The following is a 12,624-nucleotide window of genomic DNA, read 5'->3' as shown; positions in this document are numbered from 1 at the left end:
CGGCTGCCCTGCTGAGCCTGCTGGCCTGGATTGAATGGGCCAGGGGAGGGGATCACGGGCCCAGCTCTACCTGGCCCGCTGCCTGGAGGCATACCCGGGGTACCGGCTGGCGGAACTGCTGGACGAGCTCCTGGCCACCGGCATCTTCCCGCTGTGGGCCCGAACCGCCGAAACGGCCTGGCGGGGAGCACCGGAACGGCACCCGGGCGATGCCCGCACCTAGGCCGGGCAGACAGGCCCTCCCCGCTCGCGGAACGCCCCGCCACCCGTACCGCCCTCGGCGGCGGTCGAGCCACAGTCCTGACCGGCGGTGGGATCACAGCGTCCACGGAGCCGGGGCAGACGGAGTGCCCCCCGGCACCGCGGTGGAGGCCTACGTGCGAAAGGGCGGCCCCGGTCCGGCTCCGGTCCTGTCATTGCTGGCTGCTGGGGGAAATCATGAGACAATGGGAACCGAGACCCGGTCGGGTTCGTGTATCAAGTATCGCTTTTGGGCCTTTTGCCGTTTGCGCAGAGGGAACAAAAACCGCCGCGCGGATGTTCCAGTAGGAGCACCGCAGTGGAGGGATCGCTTGAATTCAAGCACGGACTTGACAGGGTCATAGTGGTGTTGCCCCCAATGGCGATTCCACAGCCCGCCGTATGAAAGGTTTTCTGTGTCGCCGAGAAAGACAACTGCAGTCGAAGAGACTGACACTGCAAGCAAGCGCACTGCCGCAGACGAAGCTTCGGCTCCGATGGAATCCGCTGCCGGCGAAAAGACCGCGGTGAAGACAGTCCGCAAGGCTGCCGTGCGGAAGCCCGCAGCAGCGAAGTCAGGTACCACTGCAGCCGGCCGCAAAACCGCCGCCAAGACGGCCAAACCGGCCAAGGCCGCAACCGCCGCCGAAGAGGATGAGCCGCAGACCGAGGCCGAGCCCGCCGAGCCGGACCTCGATGCCCCGGACGCACCGGAGGCAGCGCCGACCGGTTCAGGGTTTGTGTACTCCGATGCCGACGACGACGACGCCCCTGCCCAGCAGGTCGTCTCCGCCGGCGCAACCGCAGATCCGGTCAAGGATTATCTGAAGCAGATCGGTAAGGTTGCCCTGCTGAATGCAGAGCAGGAAGTTGATCTTGCCCTGCGAATCGAAGCCGGGCTCTTTGCGGAAGAGAAGCTCGCAGCTGATCCGAACATGGACCCCAAGCTCAAGCGCGAGCTGGAGTTCATTGTCCACGACGGCAAGCGCGCCAAGAATCACCTGCTGGAGGCCAACCTCCGGCTCGTGGTTTCGCTGGCGAAGCGTTACACCGGCCGCGGCATGCTCTTCCTGGACCTCATCCAGGAAGGAAACCTGGGTCTGATCCGTGCCGTCGAGAAGTTCGACTACACCAAGGGCTTCAAGTTCTCCACCTACGCCACCTGGTGGATCCGTCAGGCCATCACCCGTGCCATGGCAGACCAGGCCCGCACCATCCGCATCCCGGTGCACATGGTCGAGGTCATCAACAAGCTGGCCCGCGTCCAGCGCCAGATGCTGCAGGACCTGGGCCGCGAGCCCGCGCCTGAAGAACTGGCCCTGGAACTGGATATGACCCTGAAAAGGTCGTCGAAGTGCAGAAGTACGGCCGCGAGCCGATCTCCCTGCACACGCCGCTGGGTGAGGACGGGGACTCCGAGTTCGGCGACCTCATTGAGGACTCCGAAGCTGTGGTTCCGGCCGACGCCGTGAGCTTCACGCTGCTGCAGGAGCAGCTGCACTCGGTGCTGGATACCCTGTCCGAGCGCGAAGCGGGCGTGGTGGCCATGCGCTTCGGCCTCACCGACGGACAGCCTAAGACACTGGACGAGATTGGAAAGGTCTACGGCGTAACCCGCGAGCGGATCCGACAGATCGAATCCAAGACGATGTCCAAGCTGCGCCACCCGTCCCGGTCGCAGGTTCTGCGCGACTACCTGGACTAAGGGCCGCCCCGCCCAGGAACCAGCCCGGCCAGGCATCAGCGGTGCGCGGCACCGCAGGATGTTTCTTCGGCCGGGTACTGCGCCCCTGTTCCGCTTCGTCGGAACAGGGGCGCAGTACGTTAAGCGCAGTGAGTTAATTCCGCAGGCCCGGCCGGTGGGCGGAAGCACCTGCGGCTGCAGTACCTTCGGTGACGCATGCGGACACGAAAAGGCTCCGGACCCGAAAAAGGCTCCGGACACGAAAAGGCTCCCCCCGCCAGGCGGGAGGAGCCTTTCAAGCTGTACCGGTGTCCGGTTATCCGGTTTCACCGTTCTTGCGGCACTAGTCTGCGGGGGCCGCTTCTGTCTTCTTCGTGAGGCGGGACGTCTCATCCTGCCATTCAGAAGTCAGCGGGCGGAGGTTTGTCTCCACTGCCCGTGCATGGTGGCCGCAGAAGAGGAGTTCCCCACCCGAGGATTCAAGTACCGCACGTACGTACGCCTGTGCGCCGCAGCGGTCGCAGCGGTCCAGCGTATTCAGTTCACGAGTAGCTACTGCTGCTGTCATGAAGGCCTCCTTAGGGTGTTGATACTTCATATAACCATCTTTGCGCGCCCACCCTTCGCACTCCGGGCGGCCTTTCGCTCTGCGCGTAGGAAACGGCAGTTCGGCTGTGAGGTGGTTCACCGCTGCTGAGTCGCTGGCGGGCAGTGTCACCGGCGGGCCTTAACCTTGGAAGTAGCCCGGTTTCGTCCGGGCCGCAGCCGGAGGACGAAACCGCCGACCGGATCTGCCAGCTAACGGTCCCAGGCCTGAGGAGTTTCAAACACGTGGCGCCCCGAAACACTGAGTACAACGCCCGCCACCTTTCCGTGCTGGAAGGGCTCGAAGCCGTGCGCAAGCGTCCGGGCATGTACATCGGCTCCACGGACTCCCGCGGACTCATGCACTGCCTCTGGGAGATCATAGACAATTCCGTCGATGAGGCCCTGGCCGGATACGGCCAGAGCATTAAGATCGTCCTGCATCCGGACGGTTCGGTGGAAATCCACGACGACGGCCGCGGCATCCCGGTGGACATCGAACCGAAAACCGGCCTCTCCGGCGTGGAAGTGGTCTTCACCAAGCTGCATGCCGGCGGCAAGTTCGGCGGGGGCTCCTACGCCGCGTCCGGTGGCCTCCACGGCGTCGGCGCCTCGGTGGTCAACGCTCTGTCCTCGCGCCTTGACGTACAGGTGGACCGCGCGGGCAAGACCTACCAGATGAACTTCCGGCGCGGCGAGCCGGGACACTTTGCGGACACGGGCAAGTCTCCGAGCCCCGAGGCCAAGTTCTCTCCGTTCGTGGAGAGCTCCAATCTGGAGGTGGTCGGCAAAGCGAAACGCGGTGTGACGGGCACCCGGATCCGGTACTGGGCGGACCGCCAAATCTTCACCCCGGATGCCAGGTTCTCCTACACCGAACTGCAGGCCCGCGCCCGCCAGACCTCCTTCCTGGTGCCCGGCCTGCGCATCACGCTGCGCGACGAGCGGCGCCTGCCGGGCACTCCCGGTGAGGCCGGACCGATCGAGGAAGTGTTCCAGCACGACGGCGGCATCACCGAGTTCGTCGATTTCCTGGCTGCCGACGCCCCCGTCACCGATATTTGGCGGCTGCAGGGCAGCGGGAAATTCAAGGAATCAGTGCCCGTGCTCGATGACTCCGGACACAGCAAGATTGCCGAGGTGGAGCGTGAGTGCGAGGTGGACATCGCCCTGCGCTGGGGCATCGGCTACGAAACGAACATCCGCAGCTTCGTGAACATCATTTCCACCCCCAAGGGCGGGACGCACCAGGCCGGATTTGAACAGGCGCTGCTGAAGACGTTCCGGAAGGTGATTGAGGCCAACGCCCGCAAGCTTAAGGCCGGCAGCGACAAGATCGAAAAGGACGACGTCTTCGCCGGGCTCACCGCCGTCCTGACGGTCCGGCTTGCCGAACCCCAGTTCGAGGGCCAGACCAAGGAGATTTTGGGTACCTCGGCGGTCCGGGCAATCGTGGCAAAGGTGGTGGACAAGGAAATCACGGCCCGGCTCAATTCGAGTGCCCGCGCGGATAAGGCCCAGTCGGCACTGCTGCTGGAGAAAGTCGTCTCGGAGATGAAATCCCGCATCTCCGCCCGCCAGCACAAGGAAACGCAGCGCCGGAAGAATGCCCTGGAAACGTCCTCCATGCCGGCCAAGCTGGCCGACTGCCGGATTGACGACAGTGAACGCTCCGAGCTGTTCATCGTGGAGGGTGACAGCGCTCTCGGCACCGCCAAGCTCGCCCGCTCCTCCGACTACCAGGCCCTGCTGCCGATCCGCGGGAAGATCCTCAACGTGCAGAAGGCCTCGGTGGCGGACATGCTCTCCAATGCCGAATGTGCCGCCCTGATCCAGGTCGTCGGCGCCGGATCCGGACGCAGTTTTCAGCTCGACGCCGCCCGCTACGGCAAGGTCATCTTCATGACCGACGCAGACGTCGACGGCGCGCACATCCGGACCCTGCTGCTCACCCTGTTCTTCCGGTACATGCGTCCGCTGGTGGAGGCCGGGAGGGTCTATGCGGCGGTTCCGCCGCTGCACCGGGTGGAGGTCATCCACCACGGCTCCAAGCCCAACGAGATGATCTACACCTACAGCGAGAAGGAGCTGCACCAGCTGCTGACCAAGCTGCGGAAGGACGGAAAAACTACAAGGAGCCCATTCAGCGCTACAAGGGCCTGGGTGAAATGGATGCGGACCAGCTGGCGGAAACCACGATGGACCCGCGGCACCGGACCCTGCGCCGGGTGCGCATTGACCAGGCGGCCGACGCCGAGCGCGCCTTCGAACTGCTGATGGGCAGCGACGTAGCTCCCCGCAAGGACTTCATCGTCGCCGGAGCCGCCATGCTGGACCGGGACCGGATCGATGCCTAGAGCATTCCCGGTGCGATCAGCAGGGTTGTGGGAACGGTCAGCAGCAGCGCCGCAATGATGAGCACCGCCGTCCGCTGCCAGGCCGGCAGCGGCGGCAGGGGCGTCAGCAGCCGGCTCAGCCGTCGGACGGTGCCCAGCCGCTCGTGTTCCTCGGGGCCGGCCAGCAGGGACGCGTCCCGTCCTTTCAATGCGGAGCTCTGAAGGCCACCGTCCGCGGGCTGCGCGCCGGTGCCCACGATCGCTACGGCCCGGATCAGGGTTTCGGGCTTCACCGTGCGCAGGGCCTCGTCGTCGGCCAGCATTTCGATGAGTTCGTTGACGGACTGCTGGGCCAGCTGCGAGGTCGGCAGCCAGGGGAGGGCAGCCCGCCAGGCGGCAAAGGCCCAAAGGAGCAGATGATGGTGCTGGGATAGATGCGCTTTTTCGTGGATGAGGACGGCTGAGAGCTCCTCGTCGGAGAGCATTTCCAGCAGCCCGTCCGAGAGGACCGTCACGGAACGCGCTCCACCGGGCAGGCAGTATGCCACCGGCGTGGGGTGGCTGATCACCACTGTGGCGGGCCGGGTGTCCGAGGGGGAGCTCAGCAGGGTGAGCATGCCGCGGTGCCGGCGGCGGGCGCGGCGGATCCGGTAGTACGTCAGCAGCAGGGTGAAAACCAGGTGGATGCCCAGCAGCACCGCGGTGCTGAGGGCGAAGACATGCACCAGGCCCAGTGTCGTGGCCGGAGAGCGGTCCAGCAGGATGTTCCACAGTCCGTGCAGGGCCGAGACAAGATTGTCGCCGAGGGGCTCAAGGCCCCAGGTCAGCATCGCCCCGATCATGGACAGGCCGCCGGCCAGTGCTATGGCCTGCCACAGGACCATGGCCGTGAAGGGGGACCGGACGGGCCACTTGGCCCGGGACAGGGCAATGGGAACCGGCCACGCCAGCACGATGGCAAGCGCAGCCAAATAGTATGAGGCCCAAAACACCGCGGCGGGTAGCTGTGGCTACCGGGTCAGGCGCCGCCGAGCAGCCGCCGGAGCGTCTCCGCCTCAGTGACGGAGACGGATCCGATGAACCGGGCCAGTACGGCTTCGCGGTCGCTGACGGAACCGAGAACCTCATGCATCAGTTCGGCCGTGTGTTCGGCTTTGGTGGTGACGGCCCGGTAGCGGTGCGGGCGGATGTTCCGCTCACGCTCCACCAGGCCCTTCTTCTCCAGGCGGGAGAGCACGGTAAGGATGGTGGTCACTGCCAGTCCCTTGCCGCCTCCGGCACCGGCTCCGGGGTTGCCCTGGGCCAGTTTTTCGCGCAGTTCATTCGCGCTGGCCGCCTCCGGGGACTCCCATAGGAGCTCCATTGTTGCCCGTTCCAGCTCGCCGAGGGTGGCCATCGTGTCCCGTCCTTCTCATCACGCATCTTCAAAACCTCCAGTGTCCGCTGCGGGCCGTATGCATCAGCGCGGCGCCGGGCGGAGGAGGTGTGGTGTTCCTAATGTACAGGCTTTTCAGCACTGGTTCTACATCACGTAGAAAACTTTTCGGAAGTGTTCTACGATCATGAACAGAATGATTTTCTACGCTCTGTAGAACTTCTGGCTCGACTGAAGGAATCCTCCCTTGAAGCTCTCGATATTGCCCGCTGGCAATTCGGCATCACCACCGTTTACCACTTCCTCATGGTGCCGCTGACCATCGGCCTGGGGCTTGTGGTTGCCACCCTGCAGACCATGTGGGTCCGCACCGGCAAGGACGAATACCTGCGGATGACCAAGTTCTGGGGAAAGCTCTTCCTCATCAACTTCATCATGGGCATCGCCACCGGCTTGGTGCAGGAGTTCCAGTTCGGCATGGCCTGGAGCGAGTACAGCCGCTTTGTGGGGGATGTTTTCGGCGCCCCGCTGGCCCTGGAGGCACTGCTGGCCTTCTTCACCGAGTCCGTCTTCCTGGGGCTGTGGATTTTCGGCTGGGACCGGCTGCCCAAGAAGGTTCACCTGGCTTCCATCTGGATTGCCGTCCTGGCCTCCGTCCTGTCCGCCTACTTCATTCTGGCCGCGAACTCCTGGATGCAGCATCCCGTTGGCGTGGAAATGGTGGACGGCCGCCCTGTCCTGAATGACATCTGGGCCGTTCTGACCAACAACACCCTCCTGGTGGCTTTCCCGCACCAGATCACCGCCGCACTCGCCGTGGCGGAGGCTTCCTGCTCGGCATCGCCTGGTACCACCTGTGGAAACGGCGCCGCGACGGCATTGACACCGTCAATGAGGACGGCACCGTAAACGTCGGTGAGCGCCCGGAGATTGGCCGCGACAAGGCCGACCACAGCGTGTGGATCAAGTCGCTGCGCATCGGGGCGGTGGTGGCCATGGTCTCCTTCGCCGGCACCGCCATCACCGGTGACCTGCAGGGCAAGCTCATGTTCGAGCAGCAGCCCATGAAGATGGCCGCCGCGGAGGCCGCCTGCCATGACGGAACCTCCTTCTCCATCCTTTCCATCGGGGACGTCGGAGCCCGGGACTGCGACGATGTCACTGCTGTGATTGAAGTCCCCGGTCTCCTGTCCTTCCTGGCCAACAACACCTTCGACACCGAGATCAAGGGCGTCAACACCCTGATCCCCGAGTACCAGGAGGCCTACGGCACGCACATCCCGGACGATCCCAAGTACGGCGAGCAGGCCGGCACCGAAATCGACTACCTGCCGGTCATGTCCGTGACCTACTGGGGCTTCCGGCTCATGATCGGCTTCGGCGGTATCGCCGCCGCCGCCGCAGCGGCAGCACTGTGGGTAACCCGCAAGGGCACCGTGCCGCAGTCGAAGTGGCTCATGCGCCTGGCAGTGTTCGGCATCCTGGCTCCGTTTGCGGCCAACAGCGCCGGCTGGATCTTCACCGAGATGGGGCGCCAGCCCTTCGTCGTGGCCCCCAACCCCAGCTTCACCGGCATTGATCAGGTGTTCATGTTCACCGCCGCTGCCGTGTCGCCCGGGGTCTCACGGGCGGAGCTGCTCTTCTCGCTCGCTGCCTTCGTCGTCGTCTACCTGGCCCTGCTGATCGTGGAGGTGCGGCTGCTGTTCAAGTTCACCCGCGGCGGCGTGCCCTCTGCGATGCCCGAGCTGCTGCACGGCGGCGACGGCGGCTCCTCCGGCGGACTCGACTCCGCCGGCGGTGACGACGGAACCGGCAGCGACGGGTCCGACGGACCCGGCGGCTCCTCCGGCGGCGGCAGGGCCAAGCAGCCCGACGATGTCCTCGGCTTTGCGTACTAACCCGGCTTTGCCTACTAAGCGATCTGGAGCTCAGAAGTGATTTCGCTATCCACACTATGGTTCATCGTCCTGGCCTTCCTCTGGACCGGCTACCTCTTCCTGGAAGGCTTCGACCTTGGCGTCGGCATGCTCATGAAGCTGATGGGCCGCAGTGAAAAGGACCGCCGGGTCATGCTCAACACCATCGGTCCGGTCTGGGACGGCAACGAGGTGTGGCTGATTACGGCCGGTGCCATGACCTTTGCCACCTTCCCGCTCTGGTACGCCGCACTGTTCTCGGCACTGTACATTCCGCTGGTCTTTGTCCTGCTGGGCCTGATCTTCCGGGCGGTGTCCATCGAATACCGCGGCAAGCACAACGATGACCGCTGGCGCAGCCGCTGGGACTGGGCCATGGCCCTGGGCTCCTTCATCTCGGCCTTCGGCGTTGGCGCGGCGCTGGCGCTGACCACCACCGGACTGCCGCTGAACGAAAACGGCGACCGGGTGGGAGGAGCCTTCGCCTGGTTCAACGGTTACGCGGTCCTGGGCGGCCTGGCCGTCGTCGCGTTCTGCCTGGTCCATGCCTGCGCGTTCCTGGCGCTGAAGTCCCGGGGCGACATTGAAATGCGGGCCCGCCGCGCCGTCGTGCGCTGGCTGCCGCTGGCCGTGCTGCCCATGGCCGCCTGGGCCATTGTGGTCCAGCAGCAGAACGGCAAGGCGCTGACCCTGATTCCGCTGGTCATCGCGGTGCTGGCCGTCGTGTTTGCCTGGGTCTCGGCGCGCCGCGGCCGCGAAGGCTGGAGCTTCAGCTGGATGGGGCTGTTCCTGGTGGCCGGTGTGTTCACGATCTTTGCCTCGCTTTACCCGAACGTGCTGCCCTCCACACTGGATCCCGCCTGGAGCCTGACCGTGGACAACGCGTCGTCGTCCGACTACACCCTGACCGTGATTTCCTGGGTCTCGCTCTTCGGCCTGCCCCTGGTGGTCCTTTACCAGGGCTGGACGTACTGGGTCTTCCGCAAGCGCATCACGGCTGAGTCCATTCCGGCTGCCCACACGGTGAACGCCCAGTGAAACCGGTGCTTCCGGTCAGCGCGGCCAGCCGCCGCGCGCTGTACCTGCTGGGACTGCTGGCAGCCGTCAAGGCCGCGGGGCTCGTGCTCCTGGCCACGGGTGTGGCCGCCGGAGTTGCCGGGCTCGCCTCCGGCGGCCCGGACTGGCGCTGGGTGTTCGCCAACGGCATCGCCGGCGCCGTCCTGCGCTCGCTCGCGGTCTGGGGCACAGAATCCGTATCGCAGCGGGCCGCGGCTGGCGTCAAGGAAGAGCTGCGCTCCTCGCTCACCTCCCGGGTGCTCGACGACGGAGGCTCCGTGCCCGGCATGGGCAGCGGCGCGCTGAGCGTCCTGATCACCCGCGGCCTGGACGGACTGGACAACTATTACGCCAAGTACCTGCCCGCACTGGTGACCTGCGCCGTCGTGCCCCTGCTGGTGGGGCTGCGCATCCTCTCCGCCGATTGGCTCAGCGCGCTCATCGTGGTCCTGACGGTTCCGCTGGTTCCGGTCTTCATGGTCCTGATCGGCCTGCACACCGGCGACAAGACCGCCGCCGCCGTCGATGCACTGAACCGCCTTTCCGACAACATGCTGGAACTGGCCAAGGGGCTGCCGGTACTGGTCGGCCTGGGCCGGGCCCGGGCGCAGACCCGCGCGCTGCGGGACGTGGTGGAAAACTACCGCATCCGGACACTGGAAACCCTGCGCGTGGCCTTCCTTTCCGCCCTGGCCCTGGAGCTGATCGCCACTATTTCCGTGGCCCTGGTGGCGGTGGTGATCGGCGTGCGCCTGGTCAACGGCTCCATGTCCCTGGAGCTGGGCCTGCTGGCCCTGATCCTGGCACCGGAGTGCTACCAGCCGCTGCGCGACCTGGGCACGGCCCACCATGCCAGCGAAGACGGGCTCGAAGCCCTCAAGCGCACCAACGCTGTCCTGGACGCCCCGGCCGGCGTTCCCCTGGTGCCGGCCGGCCGCCCGGCGGAGGACCGGGGACCGGTCCCTCCGGCCGCGCTCTCCGTGGCGGGGCTGACCATCCGTTATGCGGGCCGGCCCCAACCTGCCGTGTCCGGGCTCAGTTTTGACGTGCCCGCCGGCAGCATCACCGCCCTCACCGGAAACAGCGGCAGCGGCAAGACCTCGGTCCTGGAAACCCTCGCCGGGCTGCGCCGCGGCGGCGGCGACACCACGCTGGAAGGCACTGTCACCGGCGTCGGGCGCTCCGGCATCGCCTGGATTCCGCAGCATCCGGTTCTGGTCGAGGAGCACACCGCTGACGAGATCGCCCTCTACTCGGGCCTCGGCCAGGGAGAGGAAGGACGCCGGGCGGCAGCCGGCGCGCTCGCCGCCATCGACTCGCTGCACCTGCTGGACACCCGCACGGCAGACCTGAGCCCGGGCGAACAGCGCCGCGTCGCCGTTGCCCGCGCCCTGGCACGCGTTGCATGCCAGCCGCAGGTGAACGTGCTGCTGGCTGATGAACCCACCGCGCATCTTGATGAAGCAAGTGCCGCGGCAGTGATCCGTGCCCTGGACAACCTGCGCGGTACTGTAACCGTGCTGCTGGTGGCCCACGACCAGGCGGCAGCCGCCGTCGCCGACCGCCTGGTTCCCGTGGACTCCGGGCTGGCGGAGGGCCCGGAGGACGCTGCATCCACTGCGTCCGCTGCCGCCGCGGTTTCCGGGAGCATGCCGGCGGATGCCGCAGCCGGGTCCCCGGCACCAGGCGCCGCACCCGGCGGCGGTGTGTCCGACGGCCTGCCCGCCCCTGTCCGCTGGCAGGAGGACGCCGCCGAAACCGGTGACCGCCCCGGGCACCAGCCGCTGTGGAAGAACCTCATGGTCCTGCGGCCCTGGAGCAAGCAGTTCCTGCTGGCACTGCTGTTGGGGACCGGTGCCACGCTCTTTGCCGTGGCCCTCACCTCGCTGTCCGGCTGGCTTATCGTCCGGGCCGACGAACAGCCGCCCATCATGCTGCTGCTCACCGCGATTGTCGGTGTCCGGTTCTTCGGCATCGGCCGGGCCGTGCTGCGGTACCTGGAGCGCCTGCGCCTGCACGACGCCGTTTTCCGGGCCACCAACGCCATCCGGATCCGCCTGTGGAGCGGACTGCTGCAGCGGCCTGAAGGGTGGCGCCGGCTGGCCCGCGGCGGCGGGGCCCTGGAACGCCTGGTGGGCGACGTCGATGAGCTGCGGGACATTGCTCCGCGCGTCGTTTTTGCGCCGCTGACCGGGTTCCTGACCGCCGTCGCGGCGTGCATCGCCACCGGCCTGCTGCTGCCCGAAGCCCTCGGCGCGCAGCTCCTGGTCTGCGCGGTGGGCCTGGTGGTGGCGCCGCTGATCGCGCTCGGCGCCGACTCCGCGGCCCGGGCCGCCACGGTGCGGCTGCAGTCCCGGTCCATGGCGGCCATGGCCCGCCTGCTCGAGGCCGCGCCGGATCTGGAAGCCAACAGCAGCGCCGCGCCGGTGTTTGCCCGCCAGCAGGAGCTCGATGCACGGGCCTCCGCTGCCGTGCGCCGCAGTGCGTGGGCGCAGGGCCTGGCCAATGCGCTCACGGCTTTGGCCTGCTCGCTGGCCGCCCTGTACATGATCAGCGTGGCCGGAAATGTGCCGGCGACGGTGGCCGCCGTCGTCGTGCTCATGCAGCTGGCCCTGATCGAAGCCTTCGTGGCCGTCAACGGCTCCATCCAGCAGTTCTCGGCCTGGCGTGCGCTGGGTGACAAGGTGCTGCCGGAGCTGGGCACCGACACCGTGGAACCGGAGGAAACTGCCGGTCCCCGGGACAAGGTGGCCTCCGGCGTGGACACCGTCGAGCTGCGCGGGGTCAGCTACAGCTATCCGGGCCAGCGCACTCCGGTGTTCGAGGATTTGGATCTGGACCTGTACCGGGACAGCTGGCTGGCCGTTACCGGGCCCTCCGGCAGCGGAAAGTCAACACTGCTCGGTGTCCTGCTGGGCTTCCTCACTCCGCAGGAAGGTTCACTGCGGATCAACGGACAGGCGGCCGCGGACCTGCCGCCGGCGGCCCGGCGGATGGCCTGGTGCCCGCAGGAGGCGCATCTGTTCGATTCGTCGCTGCGCGGAAACCTGCTGCTGGCCCGGGACCGCAGCCAGGCGCCCACCGAGGCGGAAATGACGGCCGCCCTGCATGCCGTCGGGCTGGGGCCGTTCCTTGCGGGGCTGCCGGAAGGGCTGGACACCCGCGTGGGAGCCGGCGGACATTTCCTCTCCGGCGGTCAGCGCCAGCGGCTCGCCGTCGCGCGCGCTCTCCTGACCGAAGCCGACGTCGTTCTCCTGGACGAGCCCACCGCCCACCTGGACGCGGAAGCGGGGGAGCAGCTGATGGCCGATTTGTCGGCCGGACTGCGCGGAAAGTGCGTAGTGGTGGTCACCCACAACCCGGCTGATGCCGCCTGGTGCGACCGCAGGGTTGTCCTTGGCGAGCCGGTATGCGCCGGGTCACACGCATAGG

At 66.8% G+C, this 12,624-nt stretch carries 6 protein-coding genes and 3 pseudogenes; 6 read left to right on the top strand and 3 right to left on the bottom strand.

Annotation, left to right across the window (positions count from 1 at the left end):
- Window positions 1–34 precede the first annotated feature (34 nt).
- Both OL239_RS12990 and OL239_RS12985 read left to right on the top strand, forming a co-directional pair.
- A complete protein-coding gene (locus OL239_RS12990) occupies window positions 35–223 on the top strand; it encodes a DUF4192 family protein (RefSeq protein WP_268909301.1) in 189 nt (62 codons plus the stop codon).
- A gap of 514 nt (window positions 224–737) precedes the next feature.
- Window positions 738–1,945: pseudogene (locus OL239_RS12985) on the top strand (RNA polymerase sigma factor).
- A 322-nt stretch (window positions 1,946–2,267) separates the two neighbouring features.
- Here the strand turns inward: OL239_RS12985 and OL239_RS12980 are convergent.
- Window positions 2,268–2,492: a DUF7455 domain-containing protein gene (locus OL239_RS12980; protein WP_268909300.1), complete on the bottom strand. Its 225-nt coding sequence runs from the start codon at window positions 2,490–2,492 to the stop codon at window positions 2,268–2,270.
- A 263-nt stretch (window positions 2,493–2,755) separates the two neighbouring features.
- Between OL239_RS12980 and OL239_RS12975 the strand changes: the two are divergent.
- Window positions 2,756–4,866: pseudogene (locus OL239_RS12975) on the top strand (DNA gyrase/topoisomerase IV subunit B).
- Here OL239_RS12975 and OL239_RS12970 read toward each other — a convergent pair.
- Entirely contained in the window at window positions 4,863–5,837 is a 975-nt protein-coding gene (locus tag OL239_RS12970) for a M56 family metallopeptidase (protein WP_268909299.1), read from the bottom strand. The pseudogene OL239_RS12975 and the gene OL239_RS12970 sit on opposite strands and share 4 nt — an antisense overlap.
- Window positions 5,838–5,863: 26 nt before the next feature.
- The gene (locus OL239_RS12965; protein ID WP_268909298.1) at window positions 5,864–6,241 is read right to left on the bottom strand and encodes a BlaI/MecI/CopY family transcriptional regulator; all 378 of its coding nucleotides are present in this window, start codon (window positions 6,239–6,241) and stop codon (window positions 5,864–5,866) included.
- A 285-nt stretch (window positions 6,242–6,526) separates the two neighbouring features.
- On the opposite strand from OL239_RS12965, the pseudogene OL239_RS12960 reads away from it, so the two are divergent.
- From OL239_RS12960 to cydD, 3 genes and pseudogenes are all read left to right on the top strand, one after another.
- A pseudogene (locus OL239_RS12960) lies at window positions 6,527–8,118 on the top strand (cytochrome ubiquinol oxidase subunit I).
- A gap of 36 nt (window positions 8,119–8,154) precedes the next feature.
- Window positions 8,155–9,174, top strand: coding sequence for a cytochrome d ubiquinol oxidase subunit II (gene cydB / locus OL239_RS12955; RefSeq protein ID WP_268909297.1), 1,020 nt, complete (start codon window positions 8,155–8,157; stop codon window positions 9,172–9,174).
- Window positions 9,171–12,623: a thiol reductant ABC exporter subunit CydD gene (gene cydD, locus OL239_RS12950; protein ID WP_268909296.1), complete on the top strand. Its 3,453-nt coding sequence runs from the start codon at window positions 9,171–9,173 to the stop codon at window positions 12,621–12,623. Before cydB ends, cydD begins: the two co-directional genes overlap by 4 nt.
- Window position 12,624: the final 1 nt, after the last annotated feature.

Origin of the sequence: Arthrobacter sp. ATA002 (genome assembly GCF_026898095.1) — a bacterium.
Lineage (GTDB): Bacteria > Actinomycetota > Actinomycetes > Actinomycetales > Micrococcaceae > Arthrobacter_B.
The sequence above is the reverse complement of the archived record's forward strand: the minus strand, read 5'-3'. Positions and strand labels throughout refer to the sequence as shown.

Coding starts and splice junctions, on each gene's coding strand:
- OL239_RS12980 (WP_268909300.1), bottom strand. CDS start 2,492: ATGACAGCAGCAGTAGCTACTCGTGAACTGAATACGCTGGACCGCTGC.
- OL239_RS12990 (WP_268909301.1), top strand. CDS start 35: ATGGGCCAGGGGAGGGGATCACGGGCCCAGCTCTACCTGGCCCGCTGC.
- OL239_RS12965 (WP_268909298.1), bottom strand. CDS start 6,241: ATGGCCACCCTCGGCGAGCTGGAACGGGCAACAATGGAGCTCCTATGG.